The sequence below is a fragment of the Pusillimonas sp. SM2304 genome (genome assembly GCF_031628915.1).
Classification (GTDB): Bacteria; Pseudomonadota; Gammaproteobacteria; order Burkholderiales; family Burkholderiaceae_B; genus Pusillimonas_C.
Map to the genome: position 1 here is coordinate 340,841 of NZ_JAVLUJ010000001.1, position 20,460 is coordinate 361,300.

The window sequence follows — 20,460 nt, forward strand, 5'->3', positions numbered from 1 at the left end:
GCTAGCCTCCGACCTGAACGACATCGCCGTCAAGGACCAGTTTGCCATCGAGCCATAACTGGGCTTCAGTCACAATGGTGTCGTAATGGGCCGCTGCCTTGACGGTGCCGCCAATGTAGGCGCTGGTACCCAGCGCCAGTTGAATCGAGCCATAAACGCTTTCGTCGGACAGCATGGTTCCGTCCAGGGTGCAGCACGGGTTCATGCCGACGCCCAGCTCTCCCAGGTTGTACACCCATGGATCATTGAAGCTTTCCAGCAGATCGCGGAAACGGCGCGCTTCCTGCCCACCCTCGATGGACACCGCCATCCCTTGCTCGAATACAATGCGCACCGGTTCGTCTTTGATAAGACAAACCCCCGGAATGCTTGCATTGACGACGATGATGCCGTTCGCGGTCCCTTCGACGGGCGCAAGGCTGGACTCCAGGCAATAGCCGGCCGAAATGTCTTTTGTGTTCGCGAATCCATGCAAAGCGCGGCCCGTGCGCCCTTCGATGCTCATGCTGATGTCCGTCCCCGCAGCGCTGGTCACGCGCGCTGTGGCGGCGTCCGTCAAAGCTTGGGCCAGGCCCTCGATTTCAGGCCGCAGCTTAATGAAATCGGCATTCCATCCTTCAGCCAGGAAAAAATCATCCAGGCTGGACTCGGGCAGAACGATGGTGCCCACACCCGCCCGAGTGGCTTGCTGACGGGCTTCGGTGTGAGCAGCGTTGGCCTGGGTCAGCGCGATAACGAGATCCGCCGAACGCATTGCCTCGCCCACGATGGCGGAAAACTGTTTGCCGTGACGCCGGCTGCCCTCTATCTGGAGCAGATGCAAGTTCGCACCCGCTTCCTGAACCGCGATGGCCAGCGGCTGCGCGTTATGTTCTGTGTAGAAGTCAAAAAGGACGAGGACATTCATGCCGGGCTGGACGTTTCCAAGCAAGCGCACGACCTTTCTTGCGTTGTCGAGCTTGAGCAATGTGTTCATACCGTAGCCTCTTCCCGCTTGATGCCGCAAACGGCTGCAATAGCACGCTCTAAAATATCCAATCCCGAATTCAACTGCGATATCTCCATATTCAGCGGCCCCAGGAAGCGCAGAATGTTTCCGTAGAACCCGGCCTTTACAAGGATGAGCCCTTGCTGATACGCCCGTTCGACAATATCGGCGGTCAGCGCAGTGCCGGGTGCGCAGCTTTGCTTGTCCTGCACGATTTCAACAGCCATCATTGCGCCAACTCCCCTCACCTCGCGGACGATCGGATAGTCTTGTACCCATTGTTGGAAGCGCCCGGTTAGCACCTGCCCGAGCACCCTGGCTTTGCTCGCGTAGTCGTCCCGTTCCATGATGCCGATGGTGGCCAATGCAGCAGCGCACGCCAGGGGATTTCCGGCATAGGTGCCGCCCAGCCCGCCTACCGCGGGCGCATCCATCAGGTCTGCCCGGCCGACAACGGCGGCAATCGGCATTCCACCGCCCATGGACTTGGCCAAGGTGTACAGGTCTGCCGCGACGCCCGCGTGCTGGGTGGCAAACCACTGGCCCGTCCGACAGAATCCGGATTGAATCTCGTCGGCGATCAACACAATGCCGTGTTCGGTGCAATAAGCCCGTAACGCCATCAAGAACTCGGGAGGAGCGACATGGAATCCGCCTTCCCCCTGTACGGGCTCGATAATGACAGCGGCCACCTGCTTGGGCCCCACCTCCATCTCAATCAGGCGCTTGAACTGGGCGAAGGCCTCGTCGCTGCATTGCCGAGGGGTAAGCCCCGCTTTGTTGTTCGCGACAGGAAACGGTGCACGGTAGACGTCGCCGGGAAAGGGACCAAACCCTGTTTTGTACGCGGGCGCCTTTGCAGTCAGCGTCAAGGCCATCAGCGTGCGGCCATGAAACGCATTTTCAAAAGCGACGACCGCCGAACGCCCTGTCGCGTTGCGGGCGATTTTGATCGCATTTTCAACCGCTTCAGCGCCACTGTTCTGGAGCATGGCTTTTTTGTCCCAATCACCAGGAACAATGCGCACAAGCTCCCGGGCCAAGTCAATGTAGCCCGGGTACATCACAATGTTGAAACACGTATGCAGATAAGCGTCGGCCTGCTCTTTCACCGCCTTGACGACCTCGGGATGGGCATGGCCCACATTCAGCGTACCAATGCCGCCGGCGAAATCCAGGTACTGATGCCCATCCAGGTCGGTGACCAGAGACCCCGAAGCCTGGCCGGCAAAGACCGGGGGGCCGTTGGCCACGCCGCGGGCGACAAACGCATTTCTTTGCTCAAGATAGGCTAGACACTGTTGACCAGGCCTGGATGGGAACGGTTCGGCAGCCATGAAATCTCCTTTGTATACGTGCGGCGTTCTGTCGATGGATGAGCAGATTATGGGATGTACTATTTATTGTGTCAATAATAAAATACATAAATGAACTTTTTAAAGTAGTTTAAATTGAAATAAATATTGTGTACAATTTTGATTACGCCTTGCTGGTATGATTTGCCGAGCAAAAACAGCAAGTACCTCAATAGCAAACGTCTAAAGACCTCCAGAGCTACGATGGCTAAACGTAAAACAACCACATCCCAGGCTACCGACGTCGACGAGACTTCGTTTATGTCCACTCAAGAGATTGTGCGGGACGTCCGGCACAAAATATCTTCACAGACCCTGCTGCCCGGCTCGCGCATACCCGAAGGCGATTTAGTGCAAACTTATGGCATTCCCAGGGCAAAAGTGCGCGAGGTATTGGCTGCCCTGGAGGAAAGGCAGCTTGTCGAACGCGTGCCGAACAAAGGCGCCGTGGTGTGTCCTGTCGACATGGAAACGACCTACCAGCTTTACGAGGTGCGCGAGGCACTCGATACGTTGACAGTCAGGCTGGCCATGCAGAATGCAAGTCCTGAAGACTGGAAGCACCTTCAAGAACTGCTCGGCAAGGAATTTGAAGATAGCCTGAAAAACGGGGATATCGCCAAACACGTAGACTCGATCATGGCGTTCCGCGACTACTTGAACGGCATGGCGGCCAACCCCGTCTTGAATGATCTGATCGAGCGGATTTATGACCGCATCCGGATCACCATGCGACGTGTGGCCTTGTTGCCCGGGCGGGCGGAGATCGGCATCAAGCAGTATCGGAACTTGCTGGACGCGATGGTGGGCAATGATGTCGAAGCGGCTGACCGCTGTGTGCACGAGTTAAACCAAAGCGCACGAGAAAGCATCAGCAAGTACAAGAACTACGTGCTGTAAAGTCACGCACGCAGCCGCGCAGCACCCTGTAAGGCCTGCCGGTCAACGCCGGCCATAACGAAACCAGACAACAGCGGCGGTGACGGCCAGCAGCAGGGCGCAGCTTCCCATGACGATCACGAAGCCCTGATCGAATGCCGCCTTGGCTGCCGCGATCAAGATGCTGGCAGCCTCCACTGGCAGGTTTTCAGCCGCCAACAGGGCCTCGTCCAGGCTATCCCGCGCCATGGCGGGCGCGGCAAGACCGGCCGGCAGCGCCATGGCGGCACTGTAGACCGCCGACAGGATGCTGCCCATCAAGGTGACCCCTATGGCGCCGCCCAGTTCGTACGACACCTCTTCCACGGACGCCGCCATGCCCGCTCGCTCAGCGGGCGCATTGTTCATAATGGTGCTGGATGCTGCCGTCATGGCTGCGCCCAGGCCGGCTCCCAACACGAACAGAGCCGTCATCTGCAAAGGGGCCGATGCGTTGTACAACGCCATGCACGCAGCCATGCCTGCGCCGGAAACCAGCAAGCTGCCCGCCAGCATGCTTCGGCTACCCACGCGAGGCAGCCAGCGGCCGGCCACAGGTCCCGACACAAAAGAAGCCAGGGGCAGTGGCAGGATGAACAGGCCCGCTTCCAAAGGCGACATGTCCAGCACGAGCTGCAGCCGTTGGGTAAACACCAACTCCATGCCCATCAGCGCGATCGCCGCAACCAGGGCCGACAGCACCGCCACCCCAAAGCCGGGGTGCAGAAAGATGGTGAAGTCAAGCAGGGGCTGGGCGCTGCGGCGCTGGCGCCGCACAAAAATCCCGATAAACAGGCAGCCCACCGCGCATGCCACAAGGGCCGCCTGATAAGAAGGCGCCAGCTTGCCCAGCTCCTTGATGGCGTAGGCCAGGCCAATCAGGCCCACCATCACTTGCAGCGACCCGACCAGATCCCACTTTTGATGTGCGTTGCCGGGCCGGCCCGGAATCAGCCAGATGGCCAGCACCAGAGCCACCAATACCACGGGCACATTAATCAGGAATACCGACCCCCACCAGAAATGCTCCAGCAACACGCCGCCCAGCACCGGCCCGAACGCAGCGCCGCCCGACGCCACGGCGGCCCATAGCCCGATGGCCATGGCACGTTCGCTTTCGTCGGTGAAGATGAGGCGGAGAATCGACAAGGTGGCCGGCATCATCATCGCCGCCCCCACCGCCAGCAGCGCACGCGCGGCGATCAGGAAAACAGGTGTCGGAGAAAAGGCCGCGCATAATGATGCGATGCCGAAAACGGCAAGGCCTGCCACAAACAGGCGCTTGTGCCCCAGGCGATCGCCCAGCGTGCCCATGCCCAGCAGCAAGCCGGCGACCACCAGGCCATAGGCATTGATGATCCACAGTTTTTCGGAGGCTGACGCACGCAAATCGTGCGTCAGGGTCGGCAGCGCCGTATACAGCACCGTCATATCGATGACGATCAGGAACAGTGCACTTGAAATAATGGCCAGGATCAGCCAGCGGTTGGCATTTAACCCACGCATGAAAACTCTTGGAATAAAACAAGACGAGATCGTAGCTTATTCCAGAGAAGGACGTCTTTTACCGTGGGCTTCAGGCTTGGGCGGCGGCCTCCTCAAGCCCCTTGACGTCGATCTTGACCATATTCAGCATCGCTTCAACCACGCGGCGAACCTTTTCCTGATCCGGATCGTCAAGCAGTTCGCCCAGCCTGCTGGGGACAATTTGCCAGCTCAGGCCCCAGCGGTCGCGCAGCCAGCCGCACTGCTCCACTTCGCCGCCGTCTTTCAGCGCATCCCAAATACGGTCGAGCTCGGACTGGTCACTGCATTCGAGCACGATTGAGAAACTATGATTGAAGTTGTCCAGCGGACCCGCCTCGATGGCCTGGTAGCGCTGATCGCCCAGCGTGAATGACGCCAGTTGCACGCTGCCGGCCGGACCGCTTGGGGTGTCGGCCGGCAGGGGCTTGACCCACTCTATCGTCGAACCCGGAATCAGCGACACATAGAAGCTGATCGCCGCATTCATATCCTTTGCAAACCAAAGATGCTGACTGACTTGTGCCATGATGGGCCTCCGCCTGCGGTTTAAGGCGCACTGCCCTGGGTCGGCGGCGCGCCGGCCAATGCGTTACTTCACTTCTTTGATTTCACGCACTTCGGATGTGTTCGTCTGGACTTCCTTGCCATCTTTTTCGTAGGTGACAAAGCCTTTGTCCTCGTTGATTTCAGGCTTGTCCGCAGTCATGGTGGTTTGGCCGTCTGTCGTGGTGATCTCCGTAGGGGTCGAACACCCCGCCACCGCGCCGGTACCTGCAATGGCAAAGACAAACAAGAGTTTCTTAAACGTCATAAAGCGCTCCCTGTGAGGATTGAACTTTCACGGTAACAAGATGCCGGGAAACATACTGTAAGGCTGTGTCAGCGTTGACCACAGCGGTTTACATTTCCATCCTCAAGGAGCCAGCCCTGCATGCAGGCCAGGGCCGGGCGCGCTAGACGATCGCGTCCAGGGCTTTTGCCAGATTGCCGACAGTACGTTCGATATTGTGCAGCTTGTCCAGCCCGAACAAGCCAAGACGGAAGGTTTTGAAGTCGGCCGGTTCGTCGCATTGCAGCGGTACGCCCGCGGCAGCCTGTATACCCGCTTCGGCGAATTTCCTGGTTGACTGTATGCCGTCGTCGTCGGTGTAGCTGACGACGACGCCCGGCGCGGCATAGCCGTCGGCCGCCACGCTCTTGAACCCTTTTTCTTGCATCAATGCGCGCACGGCATCGCCCAGCGCCTGCTGTTCCGCCCTGACTTTGTCGAAACCGTAGGCCTCGGTTTCGGCCATGACATCGCGCAGGATGGTCAGCGCGTCGGTGGGCATGGTCGCATGATAGGCAAAGCCGCCCTGCTCGTAGGCCTCCATGATCTGCATCCATTTGCGCAGGTCGCAGGCGAAGCTGGTGCTGACCGTGTCGCCGATACGCTGGCGGGCCTGTTCGCCAAGCATGACGAGGCCGCAGCATGCCGACCCCGTCCAGCCCTTTTGCGGCGCACTGATCAGCACATCGATACCGATTGCCTTCATATCGACCCACAGCGTGCCCGACGCGATGCAATCCAGCACGAAGAGCCCGCCTTCCGCATGGACGGCATCGGCAACCTTGCGCATATAGTCATCCGGCAGCATGATGCCGGATGCGGTTTCAACGTGCGGCGCAAAGACCAGATCGGGCTTGTGGGTCTTGATGGCCGCCACGACTTCTTCCACAGGCGGCGGCATGAAAGCCGCTTGCTTGCCGTCATCAACGGGACGCGCCTTGAGCACGACCGTATCCGACGGAATGCCGCCCATATCGAAAATCTGGCTCCAGCGAAAACTGAACCATCCGTTGCGAATGACCAGGCAGCGCTTGTTGGTTGCAAACTGCCGGGCGACCGCCTCCATGCCGAAGGTCCCGCTGCCGGGTATGACAATCGCGGTCGGCGCGTTATAGACCTGCTTCAGGGTTCGGGAGATGTCCTTCATCACGCCCTGAAACGCATTCGACATATGGTTGACGGCGCGGTCCGTGTAGACCACTGAATATTCCAACAATCCATCGGGATCGACATCGGGCAAAAGGCTGGGCATGGTTGTCTCCGGTATGTATTATGTTGATACAGCTTGCTGGGGTGTGCTGTTTTCGAGCCAGTCTACACCGGACTCGCCCTGTGCACGCAGCCATTCATTGGCCTTGCCAAAATGCCCACAACCGATGAAGGGCCGCGGCGGGCGCAATGCGGACAGCGGTGAAGGATGGTTGGCCTTGAGCACCAGTACCGGGCCGGCCGGGGGGTGGGCCTGCAGCAGCGCCTCTTTGGATTGCGCATGCGACCCCCACAGCAAGAACACTTTGGGCCGGGGCTCGCGCAACACCCTTTCGATGATTGCATCGGTAATGGTTTCCCATCCCCGCTTTGCGTGGGAAGCCGGCTTGTGCGCCTCGACAGTCAGGGAGGTATTCAGCAGCAGCACGCCCTGCCTGGCCCAGCGCACCAGACTGTGGCGCTGCTTGACGAAGGTATCGGGGTATTCCTTCGCCAGCTCGGCGAACATATTCCTTAAGCTGGGGGGAACGGGACAGAAATCGGGCACGGAAAAGGCCAGCCCCTGCGCCTGGTTGGGCCCGTGGTAGGGGTCTTGCCCCAGGAGCACCACCTGTACGTCTTCCGGCCTTGTTTCAAGCAGCGCCCGAAACGGCCTCAGGGGAAATATGAGCGCGCCCGCCTGGAGGCGCTCTTCCAGGAAACCATCCAGATCAAGCAGGGTTTGCTGTTCACGCCTGTTTACAAACGCGTCTTGCCAGGCGGGCGGCAAATCGCCCGCCTGCGCCAGCAAGTCGCCCTGGAAAGCGTTCTGCGCCTGTCCGGCAGAGGGCGGCGCTGCAGCCGACGTATCGTCGATGTCCATATGAGCTGAATGCTAGCACAAGGGTTCAGATTTTCCGCGGGGAAATTAGCGCGCGAATCCAGCCCCGCCGCCCCGATTGGGTTATTCTGTGGGAACTATTCAAGAAGGAGTAAACCATGACCCAAGCTTCAGCTCGCCATATTCTTGTCTCGACCGAAGAGAAATGCAATGAGCTCAAAGCCGCTATCGAAGGCGGCGCCGACTTTGCAGACATTGCCCGCGAAAACTCAAGCTGCCCCTCAAGCCGTGATGGCGGCAACCTGGGCACCTTCGGCCGTGGCCAGATGGTCAAGGAATTCGATGAAGTTGTATTCAGCGCACCCGTCAATGTGGTGCAAGGCCCCGTAAAAACCCAGTTCGGCTACCACTTGCTTGAAGTCACCAGCCGCGAAGACTGATTGCGTTCGCGCCGGCCCCGCCCAAAAGGCCGCCGGCGCGCCCATTTTGCCATGTTGTAAGGCGAGGTTAGCTGCCCTTTGCGGCAACGACCAGGACTTCGGCGCTGCCTCGGCCTACGGTAATGAGCTTATGGGGCAATTCCGAATCAAAATAAATCGAGTCGCCGGCACCGAGCCGGTGCTCTTTCCCACCGACGGTAATCATCACCGTACCCTTTAGCACAAACATGAATTCTTCGCCGACGTGGGGAAACGACGAGGGCGAGGCTTCATCAGCCCGGGGCGGATAAACAATAAACGGGTCCATCGCCTTGACCAGACGCTTGCCGGCCATGGCCTCGTAACGATAGCCCATCTCTTTGCCGCGCCGATCCAGGGGCTCGCGCTCGCCGCGCCGCACGACGCTGATGGCTTCGCTGTCGCCCCCTTCTCCTGATCCGATCAGTTGGGACACGCCTATCCCGTAGGCCTGGGCCAATTTCAAGACGGTCGAGATAGACGGCTCGCTGACGGCCCGCTCCAGCTTGGACAGATAGCTTTTAGTTAAACCTGTTCGCTGGGACAGCTGTTCCAGGGAAAACTGATGCTGGCGCCGCAGCGCCTTTAATCTAAAAGAGATTTCGTCCATGCACACCACTCAGGCATAAGAATAAATATTCCGACATGCCCAAATGATACACATAGCCACGCTGCGGCCTACAGACCCGCCTTAATCCAGGACATCCGGGTAACGCTTCAACGCTCGGCGCGCGTAGTACTCAAAACCGATTTCGGAGCGGCGCGGCTTCAGTATCCAGTCGTGCGCTTCGCGGCCCAGTTCTGGTTTGATCGGTTTGATGTCGCCCGCCGCCATGGCAAGCAGCTGCATGCGCGCCGTACGCTCAAACTGCAACGACAAGACACAAGCCTCTTCAATCGAGGACGCGGCCACGAGCATCCCGTGATGCGCCAGCAGGATTGCCCGCTTGTCCCCCAAGGCCTTGGAGATGAGTTCGCCTTCTTCGTTGCCGACCGGCACGCCCGGCCAATCGGACAGAAAGGCGCAATCGTCATATAAGGGGCAGTTATCCATATGCGATACGACGAGCGGCACTTCTAGCATGGACAGCGCCGCGACATGCAAAGGATGCGTATGGACAATGCACTGCACATCGGGCCGGGCCCGATACACCCACGAATGAAAACGATTCGCGGGGTTCGGCATGCCCTGGCCTTCAAGCACGCGCAGGTCTTCATCTACCAGCAGAAAATTGGACACGCTGATCTCATCAAACCCCAGGCCCAGGCTTTGCGTGTAGTAGGTGCCCGGTTCCGCGCCTCGGGCCGTAATCTGCCCCGCCAGCCCGGAATCGTGGCCGCCATCAAATAGCACGCGGCATGTAATGGCCAGTTTTTCGCGGGCGGACCGCTCGGTTATGTTCAGTTGCGTCTGCATCTGGGCTTGCGCGCGTTTCACCAGCTCCGCCTTGGACAATTCCATCGTGTTGGACATCGTTTCACCTTCCTTTTGCATAAACCACTCGTTTCAATCGACCAGGGGCGTATAGCCCGGGAGCGAGCCCATACGGTCCAGCCAAGCCTGGACAGCGGCATAAGGCGTTAAATCGTAGCCCCCTTCCGCCGCCATGCGGGTGTAGGGGTACAGTGCCACGTCCGCAATACTGGGCTGGGCGCCCACCATGTAGCTGCGGGCTTTTAAATGCGATTCCAGCACCCGCAGGGCCTTATGGCCGATTTCGCGCCAGGCGTCTGCCTGCGGATCGTGCAACTCCATCGTCTTCCGCAAAGCGATTCTCAGCCTGGGCTGGGCAAAGTAATACATGTGCTGAGTTTGCTCGAAGGCAAGCCATTGGATGACTTCGGCCTGTTCAGCATGAGATCGCGGCAAGAAATGGCTGCCCTCGCTCAGGTACCATAATATGGCCGGCGACTCTGACAGCCACTGCCCCTCGCGCGTGCGCAGGACCGGCACCTGGCGTACAGGATTGATCTGCGCAAAGCCGTCGGTCTCCAGGTCGCCATCCACAATGGATAAGCTGCTGCGCTTTAACGGGATATCCAGGTAGCCTGCCAACAGGCGGACTTTCCAGGCATTTCCGGAAAGCCGGGTATCGATCAGCTCCATAGGTTTTTTCAGTGCGGTATTCATTGAAGGGTTATGCCTGCCTTGCCGATGATTTCGTTCCACTTGGCTTTCTCTGCGGAAATGAAAGCCTGATACTCTTGTTCCCCGCCCGTATAGACTTGGCTGCCCTGGCTCTGCAGCGCACTGGCGAACGCTTTGTTCGCCAAGGCCCGCTGCAAGGCTTGGCTCAACGCCTGTGTCACATCGTCGGGGGTGCCCTCGGGCACATACAGTGCATTCCACGAACTGATCTTCAGATTTTCATTGCCGGCTGCTTTGCTGGTCGGGACCTCTGGCGCGGCGGGCGAGGGCTCGTCGGTGGCAACCGCAAATGCCGTGAGCTTTCCGGCGCGAACCTGCGGCATGATGACGGGAATAGCATCCATCACCAGGTCAACCTGCCCGCCCACGGCCGCATTGACCGCTTCCCCGCCGCTCTTGAAGGGAATATGGACGATATCGACATCAGCGGTGTATTTCAGCAGTTCCATGCCTAGATGAGGCGAACTGCCTATGCCGGCTGAACCGAAGTTGAGCTTATTCGGATTCTGTTTGGCATAATCCACCAGCTCCTGCAAGGAGCCCAGATTCAGGCCTGATCGCGCCGCCAGGACATAGGGCGACCCGGAAATCATACCGACGGGAACAAATTTGTCCGAATCGTAATTGACCTTGGGCATGATCAATGGATTGACGATCTGCGTCCCTACGGTGCCCATGAATACCGTGTAGCCATTGGGCTCGGCTGTCGCGAAGGCTTGGGCTCCTATGGTCCCCCCCGCGCCGGACCGGTTTTCTATGACCACGGTTTGACCCAGTTCCTCGGACATCTGCTTGCCCAGGTGCCGGGCAATGATGTCCGTGATGCCGCCCGCGCCGAACGGAACGATCAGCCGAACGGGCCCGCTCGGGTAGGTAGCCGCCGAAGCGCTCGAAGCCGCCAATAGCGCAACCAGGCCCAAGCCTGCCATTTTCTTTATAAAACTCATGTCTTCTCCTTGTCCTATTTGGATAAATAATTTCCTATAGGACAAATTGTGTCCTCATAATTGATCTATGTCAATTCTGAGGACAGCGCGGCAAGTTTTATTTCCCCGCCACCGCGTGAGCGGGCGACAAGGGCAGGAGGTTCGCGCGCCCTTGGGCGGTGATAGAGACGCAGGCGGCTCGCCGTCACAGCGGACGATACCGTCCGCTCGCCCATGCAGCGCTGCGCGCGGCAGCAGCATGCTAGCCATGCATGCAATGGGCTTCTGAAGGGGGCCGGCTGCCTACCGGCCTGACAGGATCTCGAGCTGCCGAAGCGATGCCGCCTGGAAGGGCATCAGGCGCGCGCACCCGGCCAGCTCTTTGGCGATCCATTGCCGCGCGTCGGCATCGAGCTCGGATGAATGGCCGGTTACCACGATGCAACCCAATGCATTGCGTGTATCGCCGAAGAAGTTGGCCGCCAGGGCCGTCAAGCCGTCATAATGCTCATCGACCACACTGATGACGCCAAGCTGGGCGGCCTCTTGCAGATTACGCTGTATGGCATCCCACGAGCGAATGGTCGCATCGGTGAATGCCGCATAGGGTTCGGCCCCCAGCGCCGATTTGCGGCTTTTATCGTCCATCGACAACAGCAGGGCCTTGCCGGGGCCGGAGGCATGCAGCGGCCCTTTCAGCCACGACTCGTAATAGGGGCTCAGGGAACCGGGGGACTGCAGCACATCCAGCACGACGCGCTCCAGCCCAAAGTACACCACCAGCACGACGGTCTTGGACAGCTTGCTGGCCAAGTCCCGCAGCATCGGGGCGGCTTCGCGCCGCAGCGCCTCCAGGGGATGGAATAAAGACAAGGGCCGCAATGCTTTGGGCGAGGCCAGATAACGCTTTCCGTCAGCCAGGCGCAAAACCTGCCTCTCGGTTTCCAAGGCCCGCAAAAGCCTGAGCGTCGTACTTTGGTCCAGGCCCACCTTGGCGGCTACCTCGGCCAGCGACAGAGGCTGGCTGCTCGCGAGCAATACATCCATGACCGCCAGGCCGCGCGACAAAGTGCCTGTGGGGGCGGTGGGCTCCGGTTCAGCCGGACGCGGTGAAGCGATGGCGGTATTTGACAGGGTCGATTCAAGCTTTGCCATAAGGCCTTTGGTTTGCAACAACGGTAAGCGTCAGAGTTTCGAGAACTTTTTCAGGGCCTCGGTAAAGCTCAATCCTGACTTGATTTCGGCGATGGCCTGTTTATCCTGCTCTTCCAGCGCCCTGGCCTTGGCGGCCACTTCGGCCGCGCGTGCGAGCGGCACCCGCACAATACCCGTTGTGTCACCCACAAGAATATCGCCCGGCGCTACCGCCACGCCGTCGATTTTAACTGTGGAATTCATTTCGATGACTTTTACCCGCGTCTTGGCCGATAAAGGCACGATATGGCGCGAGAAAGCCGCAAAGCCGAGCTCGATGATTTCGTCTGCATCGCGGATGCCGCCGTCGACCACCAGGCCGGCGGCGCCGTTTCTGACCGCCGCCACCGAGGCAACGCCGCCCCATGTGGACACCTGCTGGCCCCCATTGTCGATCACGACCACGTCAAGCGGACTGATGCGATCCACCACGGCGCCCAGGCCGAACTCTTCGGCCTTGTAGGTATGCTGCACCCCTGTCACTTCCTTGACCGTCAAGGCGGCCCCCACAAACGACATGCCGGGCGTCACCGGCTTGATGTTCAGCATAATGCCGCCCAGCCCCAGGTCATCCAGGACGTTGCCTACGGTGCTGGTTTCCAGCCCCCGAAACTGCTCGATCAGATCCGCCGATGATTCCGGCCGCGTGCCTATTGTTATCCCCATTCCTTTCTCCTGTGCAGGCTCAGCCCTGCTGCAATGTAGTCTTGAATTGTCCTTACACCATGCCGGCGGACGTGTAGGCGGTCTTGACGATGGTGTAGAACTCGGCGGAGTAGCGGCCTTGCTCTCGCGGACCGTACGACGAGGCCTTCCGCCCCCCGAACGGCAAATGGAAATCCAGGCCGCTGGTCCCTTGGTTCACCTTGACGATGCCCGCTTCGCTATGGCGCTTGAAGTGCGTTGCGTACTTCAGGCTGGATGTGCAAATGCCCGACGACAAGCCGAATTCGGTATCGTTGGCAACGGCCAGCGCTTCTTCGTAGCCGCTGACCCGCAGCACCGACGCAATCGGCCCGAAGATTTCTTCCCGGGCAATGCGCATATCCGGCTGGACATCGGTAAACAGGGCGGGCTGAAGATAGAACCCGGGCGTCGGACGTTCCAGGCGCTTTCCGCCCCAGCGCAGCACGGCATTTTCCCGCACGCCGATTTCCAGGTATTCCAGGTCGGTATCCAGTTGGCTTTGATCCACGACCGGTCCGATCTGGTTGTCCGCGTCCAGGGCATGGCCGATCCGGAGCGCCTCGAGCCGGGCCACCACGGCCTGCACAAAACGATCATGTATGCCATCGGTGACAATGAGCCGCGACGACGCGGTGCAACGCTGCCCGGCGCTGTAGAAGGCCCCGTTTACCGCGCACTCGACGGCCAGGTCCAGATCGGCATCGTCCAGCACCACCAGCGGATTCTTGCCGCCCATTTCAAGCTGCAGCCGTTTCATGGCCGGACCCGCCACGCTGGCCGCGGCAATACCGCGGCCCGTCGGCACGGAGCCGGTGAACGAAATCGCATCGACCTCTTTATGCGCGGTCAATACGCCGCCGACCAGCCTGCCGCTGCCCATCACCAGGTTGAGCACGCCGGGCGGCAGGCCCGCGCGCCGCAAGATGGACACCAGTTCCCAGGCCGATCCCGGCACAAGCTCGGCCGGCTTGAAGACCACGCAGTTGCCGTAAGCCAGGGCGGCGCCGATCTTCCACGACGGAATCGCAATCGGAAAGTTCCAGGGCGTGATCACACCGATCACCCCCAGCGGCTCGCGCGTGACCTCGGCATCGCTGCCTTCTTGCAAGCCCGCGATACGCTCGCCGCCAATGCGCAAGGCCTCGCCCGCCATGAACGCCAGGACCTGCGCGGCACGCTTGGCCTCGCCCACCCCTTCCACCAGCGTCTTGCCTTCCTCGCGCGATAACAGCCGGCCCAGCTCATCCGCGCGCTGGGCGACTTCAGCCGAGGCGCGCGCCAGGATGTCATGCCGGACCAGCGGCGCCGTATGCGACCAGGCCCGGAAGGCCTGCCGGGCCGCGGCGACCGCGGCGTGCACGTCCGCCTCGGACGCGCGTGCATACTCGCCAATGATGTCGTTCGTATCAGAGGGATTGATGTTGATATTCAACGAATCCGTCGTGACCCATTCGTCATCTATCAAATTACCGTAGCGTTCAACCATATCGATGCTCCTTGAAGGATGTGCAGCACGCAAAGCGCTAGCGGCCGGCAGCCACCGCGGCATCGCGCACACTGCTCAGTGTGTACGAAGGATTGATCGCTTCCGGGTCGATCAGGCAGTGGATGATCGCCGGCTTGCCGGAAGCCAGGGCCCGTTCGAACGCAGGCGGAAAGTCCTCGCTGCGCTCGACACGTTCGCCATGTCCGCCGAAAGCGGCCGCATAAACGGCGAAATCAGGGTTCTTCAGGTCCGTCGCAACCGTACGGCCCGGGTATTCCCTTTCCTGATGCATGCGTATGGTGCCAAGCATGCCATTGTCGACAATGATGATGATGACGGGCAGTTGGTATTGCACAGCGGTCGCGAACTCCTGGCCATGCATCAGGAAGCAGCCGTCCCCGGCAAACGCAAGGACCGTGCGGTCGGGCAGTATGCGCTTTGCCCCGACCGCGGCCGGCACGCCATAGCCCATGGAACCCGACGTTGGCGCAAGCTGGCTGCCGAAACGCTTGAAATGATGGAAACGGTGTACCCACGTGGCATAGTTGCCCGCCCCGTTGCACACAATGGCGTCGTCGGGCAAGTGCTTGTTCAGGTAATCCATGACTTGCGCCATTTGCAGCGCCCCGGGGGAATGGATGGCGGCGGTATCGCTCCATGCCAAATATTCATTCCGGGCGTCCGCCAGGTAGCGGGAACGCGATTCGGATGCCGGCAGTGCTATCTGCCCTATGGCTTCTACGAATTCGGCCGGCGCGGCATTGACCGCCAGCGTCGGCTGATAGACCCGCCCCAGTTCGCCGGCGTCGGGATGCACATGAATCAACGTCTGCCCCGGAACCGGAATATCCATCAGCGTATAGCCCTGGCTCGGCACTTCCGACATGCGGCTGCCTATCAGCAGCAGCAAGTCGGCCTGCTTGACGTACTGGACCAGCTTGGGATTGGGGCCAAAACCCAGGTCGCCGACAAAGCAATCATGATCCGTCGGGAACAGCATTTGACGTCGCAAGGACACCGTCACGGGGGCGCCCCACGCCTGGGCAATGCGGGTGAACTGCTCGACCGCCTGGGGCGTCCAGCGCGAACCGCCCAGCACAATCAAAGGGCGCTCCGCTTTGGACAACAAGGCCTGCAGCGCATCGATCTGTTGCGGTCCGGGGTAAGACACAGCGGCCTGCGCCGCCCGCCCGTCCTGGACATCCACGCTATCGACCAGCATGTCTTCCGGCAAAGAAATGACGACAGGCCCCGGGCGTCCCGACATGCTCAGGTGCATGGCCCGGGAAACAATTTCCGGAATACGGGCGGCATCGTCGATCTCGGTCGCCCATTTCGCCAGCGGTTGGAACGCCGCGCGGTAGTCCAGCTCTTGCAGGGCGTCGCGCTCGCGCACCCCGCGCTCCACCTGCCCGACAAACACCAGCATGGGCGTCGAGTCGTGGTAAGCGATATGGATGCCCGATGCGGCATTGGTGGCGCCCGGCGCCCGGGTCACAAAGCAGGCCGCAGGGCGCCCCGTCAGCTTGCCGTGCGCCTCGGCCATCATGGCGGCGCCGCCTTCATGACGGCAGACCGTGACGGTGATGCTGGAATCGTGCAAGGCATCCAGCACCGCCAGATAGCTTTCACCGGGAACGCAAAAGACATGGTCTATGCCATGTATGCGAAGCTGGTCCACCAAGATTTGTCCGCCGGTGCGCGCCCGGCCTGTATTTGCTTGCATGCTTGCCCCTATCGAGTTCTGACTGACGAACGCCATCACCACTGGCGATCAAAACCATATTGAACGCCAGGCAAGCATTAAATGCAATTAAAATTTTATTGAATGAAATTTTTTACATCACAATTCCATTTTGAAGACTTCCTTGGCCGTCAGCCTGAAGTTGCGCGCCGTCGCCGTTTCCGCGCTCGGTTTCCAGGCCAACGAAATACCGATGGTGGCGCTTTCGGGAAAATCCGTCAGTGTTTTGTAGACGATGTAGTCCCCCGCGAAACGCCGGCTTACCGCCGGCACCAACGCGATCCCCAAACCGGCCTCCACCAGGCTCAGCACCGTCTGCACTTGCACGGCCTCTTGAGCCACCTGCGGTGTAAAGCCGCGCAGTTGGCAGGCATGGACGGCCGCCATGCGCAAGCCAGCCGCGTCGGTGGGCGTATACAAAATAAAGCCTTCATCCGCCAAGTCCTTGAGCTTGACCTGCTCGCTTGCCGCCAGAGGGTGCGAGCGCGGCACGGCCAGCACGAAATGCTCGGTCTGCAAGGACAGCAGCCTGCTGCCCGATTTCGACGACACGGGCACGCGCACTACGCCCACGTCCATGGTGTCGTCCTCCAGGCTTTCCATGACACGTATCGAGGTCGCTTCGCGCAATACCAGTTGAACGCCGGGGTAGCGGGCCCGAAAAACAGTGAGGATCTGGGGCAGGATGAAGTGCGTTGCCGACCCCACGAAACCGACACGCAAGACGCCGCCTTCCCCTATCGCCGCCGTCTGGGCGGCCTCGCTGAACTGATGCGCATGAAACAGGGCCCGCTTGGCATCGCTTAATGCGGCTTCCCCGCTTTTGGTGAGCTTTACCCCTTCTTTGCCGCGGGTGAACAGGTCCACGCCTATTTCGGACTCAAGCTTGCGAATGGATACCGACAGCGGCGGTTGGGACATATGCAGTTTCTCGGCGGCGCGCCGGAAGTTCAGCGTTTCCGCAAGCGTCACAAACTGCTGCAGGTGACGAAAATCCATGTTTGCTCCATCTTATGTTTTTTATCCATATTCAAATGATATCAACTAATTGAATAATAATATTGGATAGTGAATCGAATCGCTTATAAGGTGTTATCGGCCCCGGCGCCTGGGCTCAACATCAGGCCAGGCTGCGGATTGATTCAATACGGCAAGGAGGCATACGTGGAGCTTGGCCTGAAAGAAAAATGGGCAATTGTCTGTGGCGCCAGCAAGGGATTGGGCTACGCCTGCGCGCAGCAGCTTGCACAAGAAGGCGTCAATATCGTCCTGGTTGCCCGCACGGAACAGGCGCTGCAGGACAGCGCAGAACAGATCAGGCGCGAGGCCGGCACGCAAGTGATTGCGGTGGCCGCCGATATCGCCACCGCGGCCGGGCGCGAACGGGTGCTGGCCGCCGCCCCGCAAGTGGACATCCTGGTCAATAATGCGGGGGGGCCGCCGCCGGGGGATTTTCGCGGTTTTTCACGAGAGGACTGGCTGGCCGCCCTGGATGCAAACATGCTGGCCCCCATAGAAATGATCAAGGCCACGCTGGACCCCATGATCGCGCGGCGGTTCGGCCGCATCGTCAACATTACCTCGATGGCGGTCAAGGCCCCCGTGGATATCCTGTGCCTGTCCAACGGCGCCCGGGCCGGCTTGACCGGCTTTACCGCAGGGCTGGCGCGGCAGGTCGTCCAACACAACGTCACGATCAACAATCTTTTGCCGGGAAAGTTCGATACAGCGCGCCTGCACGCCAACAATACGCAGCGTGCGCAGGCCACCGGCGTTCCGCTGGACGAGGAAATCACCCGGCAAAAGGCCGCCATACCCGCTGGCCGATTTGGGGATCCTGCCGAGTTCGGCCATGCCTGCGCCTTCCTGTGCAGCGCCCATGCCAGCTACATCACGGGCCAGAATCTATTGATCGACGGCGGCGTTTACCACGGCATGCTCTAGCAGGAAACGCGGGGCGGCCAGGCCTACGGGCTGGCCGCCCCGGGGTGCTTGACGCTTAGCCAGGCAGGCCGATGATGCACGAGCCAGTGGTTTGCCGGGACTCGAGCAATTCATGCGCCTGCGCGGCCTCATCCAGAGCATACCGGCGGGAAACGGATACATGAAGCGCGCCCTGGCTCATCAGGCCGAACAGTTCCTGTGCGGCAGCCGTGAGTTTGGGGCGGGTATCGACATACGCGGTAATGCCCGGCCTGGTGACATACAACGACTTTTTCTGCAGCGCGGACAAATCAATGCCCGTGACCGGGCCCGACGCATTGCCGAAGTTCACCATCATGCCGCGCGTCTGCAGGCAGGCCAGCGAGGTGGACCAGGTTGAACGGCCCACGCCGTCGTACACGACGGGTACGCCCTTGCCGCCGGTCAGCTCCATGACCCGCTCGGTCACATCTTCGCGGGAATAGTCTATGGTCTGCCACGCGCCGTTTTCTCTGGCCAGGGCGGTTTTTTCCGCGCTGGACGCCGTACCGATCAGCTTGACCCCCAGATGCCGGGCCCACTGGCAGGCGATCAGGCCAACGCCTCCCGCCGCCGCATGGAAAAGAATCACCTCTCCCGCCTGAACCGGATAGGTCTGCCGCAGCAGATATTGCGCCGTCAGGCCTTTCATCATGACGGCTGCGCCCTGATCGAAGGAAATGCCGTCAGGCAGCTTCACCAAGGTGGACGCCGGCATGGTTCGCCGTTCGGCATAAGAACCCAGCGGGCCCATGGCATGCGCCACCCGGTCGCCCACCGCCAGATCGTCCACCCCCTGGCCGACCGCTTCGATCACGCCGGCCCCTTCCATCCCCAGCCCATGAGGCAAAGGATGCGGATACAAGCCGGAGCGATAGTAGACATCGATGAAGTTGACGCCCGCCGCGCGGCAGGACACGGTGACTTCGCCCGGGCCGGGCGCCGGGACGGCCACTTCCTTCAAGCGCAGGACTTCAGGTCCGCCATGCTCCGAAAGCACAATGGCGCGTGTCATGTCATTTGCCGTCATAGAGGTCTCCCGATGAATGACCGCAACTGAACCGGGTCCAGGTAGTCGGTATTCAATTCATTGATGTTTTCGCAACCGAGCAGCGCCAGGTTGCGGTCGATTTCCTGACGAAGGATGTCCAGCACCTTTCCGGCCCCTTCCGCACCCGCCACCGACGCGCCATACAAGGCGGGGCGGCCGATGAAGACCAGCCTGGCGCCCAGCGCAACGGCCTTGAGCACATCGGTACCGCGCCGGAAGCCGCCATCGATCATCAGGGGAAAATCTTCAGGCACCGCCGCCTTGATGCCGGGCAAGGCAGCCAGCGCAGGCATGGCGCCGTCCAGCTGGCGGCCGCCGTGGTTGGAAACGATCACCGCATCCATGCCCCGCTTGACGGCGATTTCCGCGTCGCCCGGATGCATGATGCCCTTGACCACCAGCTTGCCCGGCCACAGGTCCCGCAGCCAGCTCATGTGCTCCCAAGTCAGGAGGTCCCGCCCGCCCCGGAAGCCCTGTTCAGGTTCAGCGGTGATCGCCGGGCCGGGCTCTTCGTACAGGTTCAGGAAGCGTGGAATGCCGTCTTGACGCAATGTCTTAAGGAATACGCCGCAGGACCAGGAAGGATGAAGCATGCCGTCCAGCAACAAACGCCAGCTGGGCCTGAACGGAATCGTGAAGCCATTGCGCTGATTGTTTTCCCGGTTGGCGGCCACCGGCGTGTCGCTGGTTACGACCAGCACTTGCACATTCGCCCTGAGCAAACGCTGGACAATGCGTTCCAGACGCTGCTTGTCGCCCGGGAAATAGCCCTGGTACCATGCGCCGCCCGGATTCTCCTGGATGTCCTCAAGCGCCACATTCGAGGCGCCGCTGAGCACATAGGGCAAGCCGCGCGACCGGGCCGCGACAGCCAGGTCCATATCGCAGCGATAACGGCAGATGGCGGTCACGCCCATCGGCGCGATACCCACCGGGGATGGATACTCGGTGCCCCACACATTGACCGACTGGCTTCTGTTGGCAACCCCGGTCAGGCCGCGCGGCCTGAACCCCAGGCGGTCGAATACTGCCCGATTGGCCTTCACGCTCAAGCTGTCTTCGGTGCCGCCAAATACATAGCCATAGACGGCATGAGGCAAGGTGCGGCGGGCAGCCGCCTCGAAGTCGGCCAGGGAAAGAAAAGGTGTCAAATTCAC

21 protein-coding genes are annotated in these 20,460 nt (G+C 60.4%); 3 read left to right on the forward strand and 18 right to left on the reverse strand.

From position 1 onward, the window contains the following. Position 1: 1 nt before the first annotated feature. Positions 2-976: a hypothetical protein gene (locus tag RE432_RS01565; RefSeq protein WP_310931463.1), complete on the reverse strand. Its 975-nt coding sequence runs from the start codon at positions 974-976 to the stop codon at positions 2-4. Beyond that, positions 973-2,325, reverse strand: coding sequence for a 4-aminobutyrate--2-oxoglutarate transaminase (gene gabT, locus RE432_RS01570; protein ID WP_310931464.1), 1,353 nt, complete (start codon positions 2,323-2,325; stop codon positions 973-975). The genes RE432_RS01565 and gabT overlap by 4 nt, the downstream gene beginning before the upstream one ends. A gap of 222 nt (positions 2,326-2,547) precedes the next feature. Here gabT and RE432_RS01575 point away from each other — a divergent pair, with 222 nt between their 5' ends. Beyond that, positions 2,548-3,243: a GntR family transcriptional regulator gene (locus RE432_RS01575; protein ID WP_310931465.1), complete on the forward strand. Its 696-nt coding sequence runs from the start codon at positions 2,548-2,550 to the stop codon at positions 3,241-3,243. A gap of 42 nt (positions 3,244-3,285) precedes the next feature. Here RE432_RS01575 and RE432_RS01580 read toward each other — a convergent pair whose 3' ends face one another. From RE432_RS01580 to RE432_RS01600, 5 genes are all read right to left on the reverse strand, one after another. Further along, positions 3,286-4,767: an MFS transporter gene (locus RE432_RS01580; RefSeq protein ID WP_310931466.1), complete on the reverse strand. Its 1,482-nt coding sequence runs from the start codon at positions 4,765-4,767 to the stop codon at positions 3,286-3,288. 70 nt (positions 4,768-4,837) lie between these two features. Further along, on the reverse strand, positions 4,838-5,314 hold the full coding sequence (locus tag RE432_RS01585; protein ID WP_310931467.1) for a VOC family protein: 477 nt from the start codon (positions 5,312-5,314) through the stop codon (positions 4,838-4,840). 63 nt (positions 5,315-5,377) lie between these two features. Further along, the gene (locus RE432_RS01590) at positions 5,378-5,599 is read right to left on the reverse strand and encodes a YgdI/YgdR family lipoprotein (protein ID WP_310931468.1); all 222 of its coding nucleotides are present in this window, start codon (positions 5,597-5,599) and stop codon (positions 5,378-5,380) included. Between the two features lie 142 nt (positions 5,600-5,741). Continuing rightward, positions 5,742-6,869 carry an aminotransferase class V-fold PLP-dependent enzyme gene (locus tag RE432_RS01595; protein WP_310931469.1) on the reverse strand — a complete coding sequence of 376 codons (1,128 nt, stop codon included), beginning with the start codon at positions 6,867-6,869 and terminating at the stop codon, positions 5,742-5,744. Between the two features lie 18 nt (positions 6,870-6,887). Beyond that, positions 6,888-7,688 (reverse strand): uracil-DNA glycosylase, encoded by an 801-nt coding sequence (locus tag RE432_RS01600; protein WP_310931470.1) that lies wholly within the window; start codon positions 7,686-7,688, stop codon positions 6,888-6,890. A 116-nt stretch (positions 7,689-7,804) separates the two neighbouring features. On the opposite strand from RE432_RS01600, the gene RE432_RS01605 reads away from it, so the two are divergent. Beyond that, positions 7,805-8,086 carry a peptidylprolyl isomerase gene (locus tag RE432_RS01605; protein ID WP_310931471.1) on the forward strand — a complete coding sequence of 94 codons (282 nt, stop codon included), beginning with the start codon at positions 7,805-7,807 and terminating at the stop codon, positions 8,084-8,086. A gap of 67 nt (positions 8,087-8,153) precedes the next feature. Here RE432_RS01605 and RE432_RS01610 read toward each other — a convergent pair whose 3' ends face one another. The 9 genes from RE432_RS01610 to RE432_RS01650 all read right to left on the reverse strand — a co-directional run bounded on the left by RE432_RS01610 (position 8,154) and on the right by RE432_RS01650 (position 17,289). Then, positions 8,154-8,714: a cupin domain-containing protein gene (locus RE432_RS01610; protein WP_310931472.1), complete on the reverse strand. Its 561-nt coding sequence runs from the start codon at positions 8,712-8,714 to the stop codon at positions 8,154-8,156. Positions 8,715-8,795: 81 nt separating this feature from the next. Further along, positions 8,796-9,578, reverse strand: coding sequence for an aldolase (locus RE432_RS01615; protein ID WP_310932991.1), 783 nt, complete (start codon positions 9,576-9,578; stop codon positions 8,796-8,798). Positions 9,579-9,611: 33 nt separating this feature from the next. Further along, positions 9,612-10,235, reverse strand: a complete 624-nt coding sequence (locus RE432_RS01620) for a glutathione S-transferase family protein (protein WP_310931473.1) — start codon at positions 10,233-10,235, stop codon at positions 9,612-9,614. After that, positions 10,232-11,200, reverse strand: a complete 969-nt coding sequence (locus RE432_RS01625; RefSeq protein ID WP_310931474.1) for a tripartite tricarboxylate transporter substrate binding protein — start codon at positions 11,198-11,200, stop codon at positions 10,232-10,234. Before RE432_RS01625 ends, RE432_RS01620 begins: the two co-directional genes overlap by 4 nt. 282 nt (positions 11,201-11,482) lie before the next feature. Next, complete coding sequence (locus RE432_RS01630) at positions 11,483-12,334, reverse strand: IclR family transcriptional regulator C-terminal domain-containing protein (protein ID WP_310931475.1); 852 nt, start codon at positions 12,332-12,334, stop codon at positions 11,483-11,485. 30 nt (positions 12,335-12,364) lie between these two features. Further along, positions 12,365-13,039 (reverse strand): RraA family protein, encoded by a 675-nt coding sequence (locus RE432_RS01635; protein ID WP_310931476.1) that lies wholly within the window; start codon positions 13,037-13,039, stop codon positions 12,365-12,367. Between the two features lie 52 nt (positions 13,040-13,091). Beyond that, the gene (locus RE432_RS01640) at positions 13,092-14,546 is read right to left on the reverse strand and encodes an aldehyde dehydrogenase family protein (protein ID WP_310931477.1); all 1,455 of its coding nucleotides are present in this window, start codon (positions 14,544-14,546) and stop codon (positions 13,092-13,094) included. Positions 14,547-14,583: 37 nt separating this feature from the next. Then, entirely contained in the window at positions 14,584-16,272 is a 1,689-nt protein-coding gene (locus RE432_RS01645) for a thiamine pyrophosphate-binding protein (protein ID WP_310931478.1), read from the reverse strand. Positions 16,273-16,389: 117 nt separating this feature from the next. Further along, a complete protein-coding gene (locus RE432_RS01650; RefSeq protein ID WP_310931479.1) occupies positions 16,390-17,289 on the reverse strand; it encodes a LysR family transcriptional regulator in 900 nt (299 codons plus the stop codon). Positions 17,290-17,454: 165 nt separating this feature from the next. Between RE432_RS01650 and RE432_RS01655 the strand changes: the two genes are divergently transcribed. Further along, positions 17,455-18,234: an SDR family oxidoreductase gene (locus RE432_RS01655; RefSeq protein ID WP_310931480.1), complete on the forward strand. Its 780-nt coding sequence runs from the start codon at positions 17,455-17,457 to the stop codon at positions 18,232-18,234. A gap of 55 nt (positions 18,235-18,289) precedes the next feature. Here RE432_RS01655 and RE432_RS01660 read toward each other — a convergent pair whose 3' ends face one another. Then, positions 18,290-19,282 (reverse strand): quinone oxidoreductase, encoded by a 993-nt coding sequence (locus RE432_RS01660; RefSeq protein ID WP_310931481.1) that lies wholly within the window; start codon positions 19,280-19,282, stop codon positions 18,290-18,292. After that, on the reverse strand, positions 19,279-20,460 hold the full coding sequence (locus tag RE432_RS01665) for an alpha-hydroxy acid oxidase (RefSeq protein ID WP_310931482.1): 1,182 nt from the start codon (positions 20,458-20,460) through the stop codon (positions 19,279-19,281). Before RE432_RS01665 ends, RE432_RS01660 begins: the two co-directional genes overlap by 4 nt.